Source organism: Porphyromonas levii DSM 23370, from assembly GCF_000379925.1.
Taxonomy (GTDB): domain Bacteria; phylum Bacteroidota; class Bacteroidia; order Bacteroidales; family Porphyromonadaceae; genus Porphyromonas_A; species Porphyromonas_A levii.
This window is the reverse complement of the sequence record NZ_KB904204.1, coordinates 44,650-61,318: the sequence shown is the minus strand read 5'-3', so window position 1 is coordinate 61,318 and position 16,669 is coordinate 44,650. Positions and strand designations below refer to the sequence as shown.

The window sequence follows — 16,669 nt, the reverse complement described above, 5'->3', positions numbered from 1 at the left end:
AGCCTTAGTCTAGTTCTGCCAGGGCTGAGAAGTAGTCGGTAAGTACCCAGTGCGAAGCACTGTCCTTACGTGTAAACGTGTACTCTTCTAGCATCTCAGAGCCTAGCCACCCGTGGCAGAACGATGCCTCATTAGGTGCAATGTTGCTCCAAGCTCCGAAGAAGTTGGTGCTATCAGGCTCGGCAATCACCAGCGAAAGCGAACTGAAGTCGGGGCGCATACCACCCTCCGAAATCTTTGTACGATTGGCTTGGAACTGGCTATCTCTCGAAAATTGCTCTACAAAGGCTTGCAGAGCTTCCGTGCCTTTGTTGCAGGGCGCCTCTTTATCCAGAAAGACCATGTTGTTGTCGTTGTAGAAACGATAAAGATCGTAAAGCGGATTCTCGCCAGTAGCCTCGGCCATGAGCGCTGTAGCCTCGTCTACAGAGATATCTGTAGCAGGCTGGCTTTCTGGGCGAAATATCTGAGCAGAGGCTGTAGCTGTCTCGTTTTTCCCCCTTCCTCTAGTAAATGCACTATAAGCCATTATGCCCCCAGCTATGACTATTATGACGCTGCCACCTATCAGTAACCCTTTTTGCTTGTTCATACACTTTTGGATGTTTTTTGATTAACGCACCAAAGATACAAAAAAAGTGAATAGAGTAGTAGTATAAGGGTATTATTTTAAGTACCATAGCCGTTTATTGCTAGCTTTAGGTATAATATATAATGTATATTAGTATAGTTAGACCTTCCGGAGTGTCGTTTGCGTAATCCTACTCCTCCGATAATTATTATCCTCTTTAAGCATCATCTGCCCAAGCGATTCTACTTGATCAATGGGTGCTCCCTATGTGGTGCCAATGTTGTCGTAACGGTAGCGCTTGGGTGTAGTCCCAACTTTCCCAACATTTTCCAATAGTGGAAAGCAATCGTTCCAAGGCTGGAAACTTATCTTTCCAAGGCTGGAAACTTATCTTTCCACCCTTGGAAAAATTAGTCACTATGGTGGGTCGCATGAAATAGTAGGCACTTCCGCTAGTGTTGCGCTCTGTATGGGGCAGTGAGACGTACGATACTAATTGGAAACTGTAGCCCAAAAGCCAACCACGCTGTAGCTGTTGGCATTTGGGCTTGGTCACGTACCCGAGTACGCTTCCGTCATCCTCATCCTCAGCGCCTTGTATTTCGTCTCCGTGCATAGTCTCAGTCGATTGGCGAGCAAATGGGTGAGAATGTCTTGCGAAGTAACAACCTCTATTGGCATTTTTTATTTACTTTTGTAGCTAGAAAGGCGAGTTGTACCTTTTTTTAAGAATTGAAAGTATGAGACAGACTGTATATATATGGAGTGCGCTCCTCTTATTCCTTTCGGCACTGCCACTCAGGGCTCAGATAGTGTCTGGAGGTGAGAGACGTGCAGAGGGCGGTGAAGTGCGTACCTCGGAATTGCTACAATTACCTACACTTAGGTTGCCAGTTTTTGACCAAGATTCAGCGCTTATGGCTATGGAGCAGGCTTCGGCAGAGCTTCGTACCTACGTCTTTGCCCACACCCTTCCCGCAGGAGTAGATATTATTCAGCAGGCGGAGAAGAGTGTGTGGTCGGATGGCACACAGGTCTGGCGCTACAGAGTACGTTCGGCAGGTGCTAAGAGTCTAGGTTTTTTCTTTAGTACTTTTGATATCCCTGAGGGTGCTTATCTCTATGTGTATAGTACACTCGATAATAAAAATGTCATCGGAGGCTTTGGTTCGGAGAATAACAATGCCCAGCATTCGTTGCCCGTTCAGCCTATCTTTGCCGATGATGTCATTATTGAGCTACAGGCTCCTAAAGGTAGCCCTTCCCCTCGTCTCTATCTACAAGAGGTACACCATGGTGTGCGTAGTCTCAAGGTGCCCCCACGTCTTGGTAATCCGAAGAGCTTATTATGCACTCCAGAGCTCGCTTGCTATCCGGAATATAGCGAGGTAGGCAAGAGTGTTGTGCTGATTATGGTCGACGGAAAAGCACTCGGAACAGGTGTGATGGTTAATAATAGTTCAGGGGATGGGCGTCCATTGATTCTTACTGCCGCACACGTTATCAGTTGGAATTTTTCGAAAGTCGATGTAACAGCTTTCTCTAGCAAGTTCCTTTACTTCTTCGGGTATCAAACCCCTATGTGCGACGGGTCTATACAACCTAGCTTCAGTCATTCGATAGCTGGATCTAGTCTGCTGGCGTACCATCCTTATACAGATACGGGTCTGATAGAGTTGAACCAGCGCCCACCAGTGGCGTATCCTGCCTACTACTCGGGGTGGAATGCTAAGCCCAATCTCCAAGAGACTTATTTCAATATCCATCACCCATATGGATTTACCAAGAGGGTTAATCTCTATCTGGATCATCTAACGTATGGTTCGTTCCCAGGAAATATTAACCCTGCAACAGGCAAACCATACCCTTTTGGTCGTGATCAGCACCTATTTGTTAAGCAATGGACTATAGGGACTACAGCTTCTTGTTCATCGGGTTCGCCTCTTTTCGACTCGGGTCACAGAGTTATCGGAGTGCTTACTGGAGGACAATCCTCTTGTGCACAGAGATATTCCGATCAGTTTGCTTCTCTAGAGCGTGTATGGGCTTCCTCCGACGACGAAGCGCGTAAACTCGTGCAGGCTCTTGACCCCTCGGGGAAGGGACAGACCACAAGTACTCCTGGGCGCACTAGTGGTAACAGTAGCCAGCAAGCGCCTGTACGGGTTACCAATATGTCTATCCCACCGAGCACCAAGCCCGTTTTGGAGATTCTACCACAGCTAGGGAGAGCAGAGGTGGTAGGCGCAGCACAGAGTGCTACAGTGGTAGCAGAGCGCTATCGTGTGGCGGCTGGCTCTAAAATTTATGGAGCCTATCTGATGCTTCATGGCAAAGCTAATAATACTGATCGCTTGCAGCTCAACCTCTATTTCGATGGTTCGACGACTCCTGCTCAGACTTTTCAGTTGCCACTGAGCGAGCTAGGCTTGAATCTCAATGATGGTAGACCACGTGAGGTGTATCTCTCCTTCGAGAAACCTATCACGGTGAGTAGTGAGCAGACCATTCACTTTGGGCTTGCGCTCAACCAGCTGCCAGCCGAACTGAGTATTGTCCACCAGCAGCACGAGGATGCTTCACGAGGTACAGCTCAATGGTTGGTGGGTAGCCAGTGGGTACCAGCAACTGTGGGAGGAAGTAATAGAGGACTTTCCTTGTGGATAGATCCGCTATTGAGCAATGCCCAACTAAAGCCGCAAGATGTAGCTGCACCTCATCTTCGACTCACCCCAGCGCTGGATGGTCAGATGCTCCTAACGCTTGGAGAGGTTGCAGCGGAGAGTGTTAAGAATATCAATGTATACACCCTTCAGGGACAGAGACTATTTTCCGACACACGGGTAGGCGTGCATTTCTTCATCCCACGGAACCTACTCGAAGGGGTAGGGGTGGTTATCATCCATGTAGAGACACCCGAGTGGTCAGACCGTGTGAAGGCATACTTCCCAAAGAATTGAAATACAGAGACAATAGATATATGAAGAGAATTAGTAGCATCATCGTCGCTCTTATCAGCATCTTTATCGTAAGTAGCTGTAATAGTGGCAAGGAATTTAGGGTCGCCGGGACTATAGCAGGTGCCGATAATCAGACTATTTACTTAGAGTACTTAGGATTGGCTGGGACGGAGGTCGTTGACTCCGTAGCACTTGGTCGCGACGGGAAGTATAGCTTCAGTCATGAATTGCCAGAGTATCCCGATTTCTATCGCTTGCGCTTAGGCAAGCAGGTTATTCCTTTTGTGGTGGATACCTTGCCTACCGACCTTACGATTACCTCCGATGTACAGAGTTTTGCCACCAGCTATTCTATTAGCGGCGATCAAGCTTCGGCTCAGATGCGAGAAGTATGGTTGGCATTGCTCGATGCCAATGTAGCTCTCTCCAAGCTCGTGAACGTTCCATCGGACAGTCTCTACACAGTGCGTCGTGATAGCATTATTGGTGGGTATAAGAGTGTGGCAGAGCGTTTCATATTTAGCAACCCACAATCTCCCGTTGCCTACTTTGCACTCTTCCAGCAGGTAGATGGCAATCTGGTATTCAACCTATACGACGAGAAGGACTCTAAGGCCTTTGCCGCCATTGCCAACGTATATCAGGCATTTCAGGCAGAGAATCCTCGCACCAAGCACCTCTATGATTTGGCGCTTCGCTCTATCGCTGTAGTGCGCGAACAGAAGAGGATGGCTCAGGCTGCTACTATGCCACAGGATAGTACCCTATTGGCTGCGGCAGCTAAGCCCATTGGTTATATCGACTTCTCTCTTCCCGATACAGAGGGTAACCAGGTAAGTCTCTCTGCCATCGTTGCTCAGGGCAATAGCCTGCTACTTGCCTTCTCTACGATGCAAGCCAATTGGAGCCAAGAATTCAATGCTGCACTAGCTCAGCTCTATAGTAGGTATAGTGCAAAGGGGCTAAAGATAGTTCAGGTATCGCTAGATACAGACCCGCATATTTGGATTACCTCAGCTAAAGATCTGCCATGGACTAGTCTCATCGATAGAGATGGAGCTTATTCGCGCCTCGTAGGGTTGTACAACCTCCCCTCTCTCCCTTCACTATTCCTTATTAAGAATAACGGGGACGAGCTTCATAGGATAGGTTCGCTAGAGCAGATCTCCTCACTTCTCTAATAGAGGTCTAATGGAAGGGGGGTATTCTTCTCCATTGTAGGTGGTCTCCCTATAGATGCCTGATAAGGTTTCTATAGGGAGACCATTTATAATTAATACTACTTAACTTAATATTGAGGCGCAGTTCGGGCTAACTTCACTTATTGTTGCTACCTTTGATGAGCAATATGAGAGAGATAAATAAAGTCAATATTTAACTACTACAATAGGTAAAAGAATGAAGGGTTCAAGAGCATTGCCTTTGGTTATTATCGCTTTCGCCATGGGATTTTCTTTTTGTTCGAGCAAAAAGGAGGTGGAGGCTCACAATGGGAATATGGAGTTAGGGCTTACCACTTCTATGCTAGGGGAATCGTCTGTAGTGATTCAGCCTGGTAGTCTAGGTGAATCTTGGGCGAGTGATGACGCTATCGGGGTATTCTCTACTACACTAAAGGCGAATAATGTACGGTATGTGGCAAATGGGCAGGGCAATGGTACTCGTTTTACAGGAGGTGTGATTACGATTCCATTCGGTATCGAAGCACATGCTGTTCGGGCTTATGCTCCATACAATCCCTCGGCTACAGATGGGGCTGTGAGGGTAGACCTTTCTAAGGAAAACAACCAACCATTGCTTTGGGCTAAGGGTACGGTTACCAATGCAGAGCCTAATCTGGCGCTCAACTTTACACATAAGCTAGGGCAGCTCCGTATCTCACTCGATACCTCTAAGACTTCTGCCCCTAGCACCTCAGCAAAGGTAAGCGTGCTAGATGTCCTTACCACAGGTGTACTAGACGTGACGAGTGGTCGCTTCACTACAGATTCGGAGGTTGCCTCCCTCTCTTTGGTGCACCGTGGTAGCGAGTACCATACTTATTTGATGCCAGGACAGAGACTTGATGGCATGAGGATTCTGATAGAGCACGATGGTAACCAATACGATGCTAAGTTGTCTTCTTCTAAGTCTGTGGAAGGAGGGAAGTATTATGGCTATACGGTATCGCTAGAGAATGGTGCCGCTGTAGTCCAAGCGGGAGCATTGGTCTACAGTACTTCGTATATGGAGCAGGTGTTGGTGCAGAATGGTTCTATGACAGATATGTATGTGGTACAGCACAATGCTCCCGATGCTTGGTTCGGTGGTGGGTCTACTTTAGGAGGTGTTCGGCGCAACTATACGGTTTACTTTAGTCAGGATAAGTTCCAACCCTATATTGTTGCCTATCCACTATATCATGATTGTGTAGGTAACTCAGGTAGGGCTGATAAAGTGATAGGAAACGATGCTTGGGTGTATGACCCCGATGTCCCCAAGAGGTATCAAATGAATTTATCCAGGAGCTATCGCCCTAGGGAGCTAGACTTTAGTCGTGGGCACATGTTGGCAAGTAACCAACGGACTGCTTCAATAGAGTTGAATAAGACGACCTTCTACTACTCCAATATGGTACCACAGAAGCAATCTCAGAATAGTGGTATCTGGAATGTGCTAGAGAATAAGGAGAATAGCTGGGCAAAGCGGGCAAATCCGACCGATACGATGTATGTAGCATGTGGCCCTATATTCTCCCATAATAATGGTACCGTTACCGATAGGGATGGAGATAAGCAGTGCCCTATCCCTACCCATACTTGGAAGGTGCTCCTAAAGAAGAAAGGGGGTAAATGGATATCTATAGGGGTTAAGATGCCTAATATCGATACAAAGAGCAAGTGGTCAGACTTTACTTGTACAGTGCAGCAACTAGAGAAAGAGTTGGGCGTGAAGTTCTTCCCCCATCTCCCCGAGTCGGAAGCTGCGCATGTGAAGAGTCTCAATAATAGTCGCGACTGGTAGACTTGGGAGTTCGGTATACATCAGTTGAAGATAACATAGTTAACAGAATAATAATTTACTAATTAGAAAAGAAAGAGAAATGCAAAGGCTTTATAGACTTATGGCTATGGTCTGCACGCTGCTGTCGGTCTCTCTACTCTCTGCTAGCGCACAGTCGGGCACATCGCTCCGGGGTGTAGTGAAGGATAGTGGTACAGAGCATCCGATAGGCGGGATAGTGGTAACACTGCTGAATAATAATCAGCGGACTACCACGGGAGCGGATGGTAGCTTTGTATTCTACAACGTCGAGGGCGGAAAGGATAAGCTAGTCCTCACCTCTACGCTCCACGCTACAGTCGAACGAGAAGTGGAGATCTCGGCGAATCGTACAAATGATGTGGGTACCATTGTGATGGTACAGAATGTGATGAAGGATAATGCACACTTCGTGGGTATTGTAGACAATATCGACCTTGATCAGATAGATGATGAGGGTCAGGGGCAGAGCGCCAATACAATGGTTATCTTCTCCAACGATGTCTACTTACAGAATGCGGGCTTCCAATTTTCACAGTTCCGCCATCGTACACGTGGTTATGATAGCCAATACGAGCAGAGGTATATCAATGGAATCAACTTCAATGAGGGTGTCCGCGGGGTATTCAACTACTCCTCTGTAGGAGCACTCAATGATATGACGCGCAATGGGAACCGCATTAATTATATGGGTGCTTCCCCATTCTCCTTCGGTGATATAGGTGGTTCGGAGAATATCAATATGCGCCCAGCCAACTATACCCGAGGTGGTAAGTTTACCGTCTCTGGTACCAACCGCAATTATTACCTCCGTTCTATCCTAAGCTACAATACCGGATTGATGGATAATGGTTGGGCAATCTCTGGTGCTATCGGCGGAAGATATGCACACGAAGGCGCAATCCCAGGTGTATTCTACAAGAACATCTCCTATATGTTGGGCGTAGAAAAGGTGTGGGACAATGGCAGACACAGTCTTAGTTTTATCACTTTCGGTTCGCCAGTAGAGCGCGGTCAACAGGGCTCGTCGGTCAATGAGGCAGTAAAGCTCGTGGGTGATAATCTATACAATCCCAACTGGGGATGGCAGAATGGCAAGAAGCGCAATGCCCGAGTGGTGAAGAGCTGGGACCCTACAGCAATCCTCTCTCATGTATGGAAGCCCGATTATCGGACTACTCTTACTTCAGGTATAGCTGCCCACTACAATAGGTATGGTCGTAGTTCGCTCAACTGGTACAACGGTAGCGACCCTCGCCCTGATTACTACCGCTATCTCCCTAGTTACTTCGATGGTGCTCCAGTAGTACAGCACTACTATGAGTCTCTATGGAAGAGCGGTGAGATCTCTCAGATTAATTGGGATCGTCTCTATGAAGTGAACCACCTCAATAATCTCCAAGGTAATGGCTCGGCTATCTATATGGTAGAGGAGCAGAGGAGTGACTTAGGCGAGATAGCCCTTAGTAGCACCCTCAATAGGCAGATCTCTCAGTCCTTGTCGTTTGATGGTGGACTAGAGTTTAGGTACTCACAGTCTAAGCGTTTCAAGACCGTAGATGACCTCTTGGGCGCAGACTACTTGTTGGATAACGACAAGTATGCCGAGAGAGACTTTGCGGGGAACCACGAAGTGCGCCAAAACGACCTCAATAGACCTGATCGCCGTGTCTCCAAGGGCGATGTGTTTGGTTATGATTACCGCTACCATATCTATAACGCAGGTATATGGGCGCAGAACCAACATAAGTACGATAAGGTAGACTTCTACTACGGAGCCAAACTAGCCCTCAATACTATCAGAAGAGAGGGTATGATGAAGAATGGTCGTTATCCCGATAATTCCTTTGGTAAGGGCAAGCTACACGCCTTTATCAATTTCGATGTCAAGGCAGGAGTAGTTTACAAGATTAATGGTCGTCACTTCATTACTGCCAATGCATCCTACCTCAATCGCCCTCAGCTAGAGCGTGAGATGTACATCTCTCCTGATATTACAGACGAAGTAGTGCCAGTACTCAAGAGCAAGCAGATAGCTAACTTCGACCTTAATTATATCTTCTCTGTGCCTAAGTTTAGAGGGCGTATCTCAGCATTCTATACCGGCTTCTGGGATGATATGAAGAAGGTAGCATACTATAATGATAGCGAGCGTACCTTCACCCTCCATACGCTATACGGTATGAATAAGGTGCACCAAGGATTGGAGCTAGGACTAGAGTATCGTCCTACCGATGCACTTACCCTTGAGTTTATCGGTACTGCCGCTCAGTACTACTATAGCAATGATCCAATGGGTGTGCTCAATAGTACCAATGGTCGTATCAAAAACCAAGAAGAAAAGGTATATTTGAAGAACCTATACATTGGTGGTGTACCACAGGTGCTAGGTACCTTCGGTGTTGGTTACTTCTATAAGTACTGGTTCTTCAATGTCAACTTCAATGGTTTTGGATACAATCATATCGACGTTGCTCATATTCGTAGGATGGCTTCCAACTATACTTCGGTAGTAGCTCCAGGTCAGCCAGGTCACGATCCTAAGCTATATGACTCCTTTGTACAGACGACTACTCAGGAGCGTTTTGCAGCGGGCTTTACCATGGATCTAAGTATCGGTAAAATTCTCTACCTAAAGAATAGAGACCGTATCAACTTCAACTTCTCAGTATCCAACCTTCTCAATAATAAGAACGTACGCGTAGGAGGTTTCGAGCAAGGGCGTATCAACCTAGATCATCCCGAGAGGTTTACAAATAAGCACTACTATATGCAGGGGATCAACTTCTTCCTCAATGCAAGCTATAATTGGTAATATAAAAATTAAGAATACAAATACGAATATGAAACTAAGTAGATTGTCACTTATTTCGCTCGCTGCCCTGCTAGGGTTAGGTTTCGCATCTTGCGAGCGTAAATACGATGCGCCACTGCTAGCTGATCCTACAGTGACACCTGGTGATGAGAAAGTGATCACTATTGCTGAGTACAAGGATAAGTTCAAGAAAGTACCTAAGGAAGGTCAGATAATCGAGGACAACTTGGCCATCCGCGCTGTTGTAGTGGGCAATGATGTATCTGGTAATATCTATAAGCAGATCTACGTACAGGATGCTACAGGTGGTATCTCCATCGGTATCGACCAGAATAATATTTCCAACGACTACCAAGTAGGTCAGGAGGTATTCATCAAGCTACAAGGTCTTGCTGCTACGAGCTATGGCGGCGTGACTCAGATAGGAATGAAAGATACCCAAAGTAATCGCATCCCCTATGAGGTTGTGAAGAAGCAGATCCTACGAGATAAGCGACCAGATGCTGAGAAGGCTAAGCCCAAGACGACAACTATCGCTCAGTTCTCCGATAATATGGTGGGTACGCTTATCAAGTTGGAGAATGTGTATTTCGAGCTAGGTGGTACTGCTACTTATGGTGATCAAGCTCAGAACGCTGTCAACCGTACGCTCAAGGATACCACTGGCAAGAAACTCATTGTGCGTAATAGTAAATATGCTAGCTTCGCCAACGATGTTTTGCCTAAGGGCAACGGTACTGTCGTAGGTATTCTCTCTAAGTTCAACAAAGATTATCAGCTCTTTATTCGTACCGCTGATGATTGTTCTGGCTTCACCGGTAAGGATCCTATCACAGGCGGAGAAGTAAACCCTAATCCTCCTGCCGGTAATGTTATCTATGCCGAGACCTTCGCTGCAGATATGGGCAAGATGACTGCTGTTAGTATCCTGGGTAATGAAGTATGGAAGGTTGATACTAAGTACAAGAATGTTAGTATGTCTGGTTTCAATGGCGGTAAAAACAACCCTAATGAAGACTGGCTTATTTCACCTGCATTCGATCTTACTAGTGCTAAGAGTATATCTTTGTCATTCCAACACACCATCAATAAAGGTGATGTAAGTAAGATGAAGCAGGAACAGACTCTTTGGGTCTCTACTAACTATACAGGAAAGGTTGCTGATGCTACTTGGACACAGGTAGAAATTCCAGTATATCCAGCAGGCAACAATTGGACGATTGTAATGAGTGGAGATATCGTGCTCCCAGCATCAGTTCTCGGACAGTCTAAAGTCGTTTTTGCATATAAGTACGTTTGTACCGATGCTAGTTCTGGTCAGTGGCAGATTAAGAACCTAAAGGTCACCAGTGAAGGTGGTAAGCTCGCTGCTGGTGGTACTGAGCCTGCTCCACAGCCAAAGCCAGATCCACAACCAGATCCAACCCCTGGTGCTCTGCTCTTCCCAGGTTCTGACTTTAATGATTGGAATGCTTTCCTCGGTAGTCTAAATACTTATGGATTGAAGTTTGGGAAGCAGTCCGCTACAGGTGGAATAGATGGCTCAGGAGCACTTCAGTTGTCAGGTACAACTGATACGCAGAATGGCTATATCTTTACTGCCAAAGTACCTAAAGGTATTGATATGAAAAAGGTTAAGAAGATTACTTTCTATATCAAGGGTAAGTCTGACAAGTCTCTATCTATCAATGTCTTTAATACGAATCCTAAGATTACCTACTATGACAGTAAGACTAAAGAAAGAAAGCCAGCAGGATATGTAAATTATAACTTAGGAGATGTAAATGGAGCTAAGCAGATAACTGGTGTTACAAAGAACGACTACAAAGGCACTATAAATGTTGGTAATTGGACCAAGATTACGCTAGATCTTACAGCTCTTATCAACGGTCAGTTAATGACACTTCCAACAGAGGTGGGTAAAGACCTGATTTCCTTCAAGTACGGTAGCAAGTCCGCTTACGATCTTTACATTGATAATATCAGTTTTGAGTAAGTAAGGGTATGAGGAAGACACTGTACACGTGGCGTGCCATTATCGTTGTTATTACGGCGCTTGTCTTGGGGAGCTGTGGCTCCACCAAGCAAGTTGCCCGTAATAGTGACGGCAAGCAGTACAACGCCTACGCAGTAGGATTTTACAATCTAGAGAATCTCTTTGATTGCGACGATGATCCCAATAATACGGGGGATGACGACTTTCTACCCACTGGGTCCTATCGCTGGACTCAGATTCAGTATGAGCGTAAGCTCGATAATCTGGCTCGCGTTCTCGGCTCTCTAGGGAAGGAGGTAACACCATACGGTGCTGCTTTTATAGGTGTTGCTGAGGTCGAAAATAGGAGAGTCCTTGAGGATCTTACACAACGGGAAGCGGTAAAAGGTATGGAGCTCAAGGTGGTGCACGAAGATGGTCCCGACCGTAGAGGTATTGATGTAGGTGCATTGTATAATCCTAATATCTTTACCCTTGAGGGTTATGAGTACCATACTCTTAAGTGGGAAGAACAGCCCGATTTCGTTACCCGTGATCAGCTTCATGCGTATGGCTACATTGCTGGTGAGAAGGTGCACTTCATTGTAGTCCACTGGCCTAGTCGCTATGGTGGTGGCGCTTCTGAGCCCCTTCGCTTAGCTGCGGCACGCCTCTCTAAGCAGATTATGGATAAGATATACCAAGAAGAGCCCAATGCAAAGATTATCATGATGGGTGACTTCAATGATGACCCTACCAATAGGAGCGTGACAGAGGTTCTCAATGCCAAGAAGTTGAGGAGCGAGGTCGGTGCCCAAGGACTTTACAATCCCGCAGCATCGCTATTGGAGAAGGGTATTGGTACGCTGGTCTATCAAGACAGCTGGAACTTCTTCGACCAGATGATAGTATCTAAGGGGTTACTTACCGATGATCAAAAACTGAGGCTTTGGAAGATGGAAGTGTTTAACCGTGATTTCCTAGTTACACAGGAGGGCAAACGTAAAGGTTATCCACATCGTACCTTTCAGGACAATTCTTTTATCGATGGTTATAGTGACCACTTCCCTGTGGTTGTATACCTAGTGCAACAGCGCTAATTTTCGGTAACCAATAGCAGAGCTACGGCGGGGCATTTCCTGTCGTAGCTCTGTTTTCACATACTCTTCTAGGAAACTGTTGCTTAGTGATCTAGTGGATAATTCTTCCTTGTCTCTTTTTTTGCCCTATATGTCGTCATAGTATTCTCTCACCCTAGTGGCTAGAGTTTCTCCCGCTATAAACTCCAGTTTCTCCCGCGAGAGACTCTAGTTTTTCCCGGGAGGAACTCCAGTCCCTCCCGGGAGAGACTGAAGCCGCTCGGTAGAGTACCAATAGCTAATCTCGGGCAAACGGTTCCTTGGTAGGGGTTGTACATAGGATTGCCCTGGATTGCTTTCCAAATGCGCCCTCTATGTGGGGGATTTTAGCTACCTTTGTGAGGTTTATACTGACGGTAATATGACTATGGAAAAGGATAAGAGTATATTGAGGATGCCTGGTGTCCTGGACTTCGTGCAAGTGGCAGCAGCCTACTGTGCACTCGTGGAGCCAGCGACTACTCCTAGATGGGATAGAGATACAGTAGAGAGCTGCAGACGCCTTCTTGCTGATATCTATGCATTTGGCTTGGCACTTCCTACGCTTACATTGGATCCTTTTACCGTACTAGAGCGCCAAGTAAGGGAGGAAGACTATGAGGCTGTCCAAAATCGCTTGGAGCGAGTATTGGGAGAGCATGATCGTTTTCTCAATGCTCAGATGGAGGAAATGAAGTACTCCGATAGACCTGTTAGCGTAAGTGTGGCTGAAGTGCTAGCCGATATCTACCAAGCACTAGCGGACTTCTTGTGGATTATGAGGAGTGTGCATGAGCAGAATATGTATCAAGCCGTGGCTGAGGTACGCTATACGATGATGGAGCGGTGGGGGACGCTCCTATTGGCAGCACTCCGACAGTTACATGACTTATTGAATGATCCCGACTTCGAGCTTGCTGAGGATGGGGAACATGAGGATTGGATGTGATGGCAGAGTATAAGACAAATATCACAAAAGAGGAGCTGCAGAAACTGGAGCCTGAGACCCTACCTATCGGTGTGGTGGTGCTGTCTCATACCAGTTCTATAGAGCAGGTGGAGGAGGCTTGTAATCGTCTGAAGGAGGGTAATAAGGTACTTGGCTTTGATACCGAGACCAAGCCTTCTTTCCGCAAAGGCAAGAGCTATAAGGTCTCTCTCCTACAATTGTCGAGTCCCGACTTTGTGGTGCTTTTTCGTCTATTGCCCTCGTGGGACAAGAAGCTACTGGAGCCGCTGCAGAAGATACTCAAGAGTAAGCGTATCGCTAAGGTCGGTGTAGCTATTGGTGATGATGCCAAAGGGTTGTGGGCGGATCACCAGTTGATAACGAATAGGATGGTAGACCTTCGTACGCTTGCGAAAGGTGCAGGAGTGGAGGTGCTCTCTCTGACTCGGCTTTATGCTGTGCTATATAATAAGCGTATTAGCAAGGGGCAAAGACTCTCCGATTGGGAGCGTGAGGAGCTTACGGAGGGGCAAGTAGACTATGCTGCACTCGATGCCTATGCAGGACTTAGGATATTCGAAGGCTTTAAGAAGGTACTCAATAGGAGTATGTATTTTAATTTGGATGTACAGCAACCTAAGAAAAGGGTGCTGAAGAAGAAAGATAGTAAGCAAAGTAAGCAATGAAGCGTGTGCAACTAAATTCGGGGCGTATCGCCTCTCTAGACCGTAGGCATCCTTGGATATTCTCTAGGGCTTTGGTTAGTGTCAAGGGGATAGAGATAGGAGATATTGTGGATGTAGTAGGCGAGGGGGATCGGTTTCTTGCCCGTGGCTACTATGAGGAGGGGAGTATAGCTGTACGCTTGCTTACTTTTGATGAGGAGGAAAGCATAGACGCCGACTTTTGGGTACGCCGACTGAGGGAGTCTCTAGATATGAGGAGAGTACTTGGTCTTCTGGAGTCACCTAATGAGGCTTATAGACTAGTTCACGGTGAGGGGGATAGGTTGCCTGGACTTATCATAGATATCTATGGGAATGTGGCTGTCATCCAAGCGCATACCCTAACCATGCATATTCGGCAGAAGGAGATAGTGGAGGCGCTGAAAGCTCTCTATGGTCAGCATCTTAGTGCCATCTACTATAAGTCGAGCGACACACTGCCCATAGAGGAACCCGTACTTGATCAATTGCTATGGGGTGAAAGGCATGATATCGAGACGATAGTGGCTGAGGAAAATGGGCTGAGGTTTGCTCCTGATATCCTGAAGGGGCAAAAGACAGGTTTCTTTCTGGATCAGCGACTAAGCCGACAGAGGGTAGGAGAATTGGCTAAGGACAAAAAGGTACTCAATATGTTTAGCTATACGGGTGGCTTTTCGCTCTATGCCCTGAGGGGTGGTGCCCGTCAGGTAGTCTCCCTCGATAGTTCTGCCAAAGCTATTGATATGCTGGAGTCGAATATGAGGCTTAACTTTTCGGAGCCAGAGCTAGAGAAGCATAGTTCTGTGGTGGAGGATGCCTTCAAGTACCTATACGATATGAAAGAGGGCGCATTCGACCTTATTGTACTAGACCCGCCAGCCTTTGCTAAGAGACGTGAAGTGCTTAAAAATGGACTACAAGGGTACCGTAAACTCAATACCGAGGCGATGCGCAAGATAGCTTCTGGGGGTTTGCTCTTTACCTTCTCATGCTCGCAAGTAGTGAGCGTGGAGGACTTCCGTCAGGCGCTCTTCACTAGTGCTCTGCATGCTGGCAGAGAGATAAGGGTACTGCAGCAGTTCGGTCAGTTCGCCGATCATCCTGTGAGTATCTATCACCCCGAGGGTGAGTACCTCAAGGGCTTTTTACTTTACGTAGTATGAAGAATAGAATACTCTTATTGATACCCTTCCTCTTACTCTTGGTCGCCTGTGATGACACAACAGAGACTACCGAGAGTGAGAGGATTTTTTTTCGCTCGTGGGCAGAGATAGAGGAGTCGGATACGCTTAGGATTGCGACAATGACTTCGCCACAGGATTTCTACCTATACCGAGGGGAGACTATGGGTCAAGAGTACCAAAAGGTTGTCGACTTTGCTCAAGCACACCAGTTGGCTCTAGATATTCATATTGCGAAAAGTACCGATAGCCTTCTCAATTGGGTATCTGAGGGTAAAGTAGATTTGTGTATTACCCCTATTCCTATGACCAAAGCCAATACGGAGGCTTTTGACTTCGGCGGTATTGTAGATACTACTTCGCTTGTATTGGTGCAGAAGAAGGGGTCTGTGGTTCATTCCCTCTCTGAGATTGCTGGGAAAGATGTGTGGACAGAGTATGGTAGCGCAGGGGAGCTAGATAGAAGAGGAGATAGGGTACCCAATAAATATAACTATTCCAGACACCCTCAGTATAGAGGAAATACTCTTGAAGATGGCTCAGGTGGATAGCATAAAGTATGCGATAGCAGGCAAAGAGCTAGCTAGTAGCATGAAGCTCTTCTACCCTAGTCTGGATAATAGTCTCTTGGTGAGCGCTCCTATCCGTTATAGTTGGGCTGTTGCTAAGGGCAATAGCGAAATGGTAGAGCGACTAGATACCTATCTCTTGGCTCCCGAGAAGATTCGCCATTACTCAGAGCTAAAGGAGCAGAATAGCCATTTGAGGCAATTTATCATAGGCAATACTAAGAAGCCCCTTAAGGTAGCTTTGGAGCGCGGAGCTATCTCGGTCTATGATAATATATTTAAGTCTGAAGCCAAGCGTACACCATGGGCATGGACTTTGCTTGCGGCTATTGCCTATCAAGAGAGTACGTTCAGGAGCAACGTTGTCGGTTGGAGTGGGGCAAGAGGACTAATGGGCATTATGCCGAGTACTGGACGCTCTCATGGTGCTAGCAAGGCACAGTTGTTACAGCCAGAAGTGTCGGTACGTGTCTCTGTGGATGTGCTGATGGATACCTATAGGTATTTTTCGGAAGTGAAGGATCCATTACAGAGGCTTTACTTCACCTTGGCAGGATACAATGCTGGTGCAGGGCATGTCTTAGATGCGATGCGGTTGGCACGCAAACACAATGCCCCAGATACCATTTGGAACGGAGGGGTGAGGCAATTTATTATTCTGAAGAGCAACCCAGAGTACTACAATGATGCGGTTGTCCGTAATGGCTACCTGAGGGGTAGAGAGACCACCAAGTATGTAGAGCAAGTGCTGGAGCGCAAAGCGGCATACGATGCCTTACTGAGTAGAAAATAATACTAAACAA

Annotated in this window: 13 protein-coding genes; 11 read left to right on the top strand and 2 right to left on the bottom strand. The window is 46.7% G+C overall.

Annotated features, from left to right (window positions below):
* Positions 1-4: 4 nt before the first annotated feature.
* A complete protein-coding gene (locus A3GG_RS0100655) occupies positions 5-592 on the bottom strand; it encodes a hypothetical protein (protein ID WP_033408011.1) in 588 nt (195 codons plus the stop codon).
* A gap of 229 nt (positions 593-821) precedes the next feature.
* Positions 822-1,187 (bottom strand): hypothetical protein, encoded by a 366-nt coding sequence (locus A3GG_RS13565; protein ID WP_018357414.1) that lies wholly within the window; start codon positions 1,185-1,187, stop codon positions 822-824.
* Between the two features lie 124 nt (positions 1,188-1,311).
* Between A3GG_RS13565 and A3GG_RS0100645 the strand changes: the two genes are divergently transcribed.
* From A3GG_RS0100645 to A3GG_RS11490, 11 genes are all read left to right on the top strand, one after another.
* Entirely contained in the window at positions 1,312-3,531 is a 2,220-nt protein-coding gene (locus A3GG_RS0100645) for a trypsin-like serine peptidase (protein WP_018357413.1), read from the top strand.
* A gap of 20 nt (positions 3,532-3,551) precedes the next feature.
* On the top strand, positions 3,552-4,712 hold the full coding sequence (locus tag A3GG_RS0100640; protein WP_018357412.1) for a redoxin domain-containing protein: 1,161 nt from the start codon (positions 3,552-3,554) through the stop codon (positions 4,710-4,712).
* A gap of 217 nt (positions 4,713-4,929) precedes the next feature.
* Positions 4,930-6,534: a DNA/RNA non-specific endonuclease gene (locus A3GG_RS0100635; protein ID WP_018357411.1), complete on the top strand. Its 1,605-nt coding sequence runs from the start codon at positions 4,930-4,932 to the stop codon at positions 6,532-6,534.
* Between the two features lie 79 nt (positions 6,535-6,613).
* Positions 6,614-9,367: a carboxypeptidase regulatory-like domain-containing protein gene (locus tag A3GG_RS0100630; protein ID WP_018357410.1), complete on the top strand. Its 2,754-nt coding sequence runs from the start codon at positions 6,614-6,616 to the stop codon at positions 9,365-9,367.
* Between the two features lie 28 nt (positions 9,368-9,395).
* Positions 9,396-11,363 carry a DUF5689 domain-containing protein gene (locus tag A3GG_RS0100625; protein ID WP_033408027.1) on the top strand — a complete coding sequence of 656 codons (1,968 nt, stop codon included), beginning with the start codon at positions 9,396-9,398 and terminating at the stop codon, positions 11,361-11,363.
* A gap of 8 nt (positions 11,364-11,371) precedes the next feature.
* The gene (locus tag A3GG_RS0100620) at positions 11,372-12,442 is read left to right on the top strand and encodes an endonuclease/exonuclease/phosphatase family protein (RefSeq protein ID WP_018357408.1); all 1,071 of its coding nucleotides are present in this window, start codon (positions 11,372-11,374) and stop codon (positions 12,440-12,442) included.
* A 406-nt stretch (positions 12,443-12,848) separates the two neighbouring features.
* A complete protein-coding gene (locus tag A3GG_RS0100615; protein ID WP_018357407.1) occupies positions 12,849-13,409 on the top strand; it encodes a DUF5063 domain-containing protein in 561 nt (186 codons plus the stop codon).
* Positions 13,409-14,095 (top strand): 3'-5' exonuclease, encoded by a 687-nt coding sequence (locus A3GG_RS0100610; protein WP_018357406.1) that lies wholly within the window; start codon positions 13,409-13,411, stop codon positions 14,093-14,095. The genes A3GG_RS0100615 and A3GG_RS0100610 overlap by 1 nt, the downstream gene beginning before the upstream one ends.
* Complete coding sequence (locus A3GG_RS0100605; protein WP_018357405.1) at positions 14,092-15,279, top strand: class I SAM-dependent rRNA methyltransferase; 1,188 nt, start codon at positions 14,092-14,094, stop codon at positions 15,277-15,279. The genes A3GG_RS0100610 and A3GG_RS0100605 overlap by 4 nt, the downstream gene beginning before the upstream one ends.
* Positions 15,276-15,848 carry a transglycosylase SLT domain-containing protein gene (locus tag A3GG_RS0100600; protein WP_026215503.1) on the top strand — a complete coding sequence of 191 codons (573 nt, stop codon included), beginning with the start codon at positions 15,276-15,278 and terminating at the stop codon, positions 15,846-15,848. Before A3GG_RS0100605 ends, A3GG_RS0100600 begins: the two co-directional genes overlap by 4 nt.
* Positions 15,841-16,659 (top strand): transglycosylase SLT domain-containing protein, encoded by an 819-nt coding sequence (locus A3GG_RS11490; protein WP_169333136.1) that lies wholly within the window; start codon positions 15,841-15,843, stop codon positions 16,657-16,659. Before A3GG_RS0100600 ends, A3GG_RS11490 begins: the two co-directional genes overlap by 8 nt.
* Positions 16,660-16,669 lie beyond the last annotated feature (10 nt).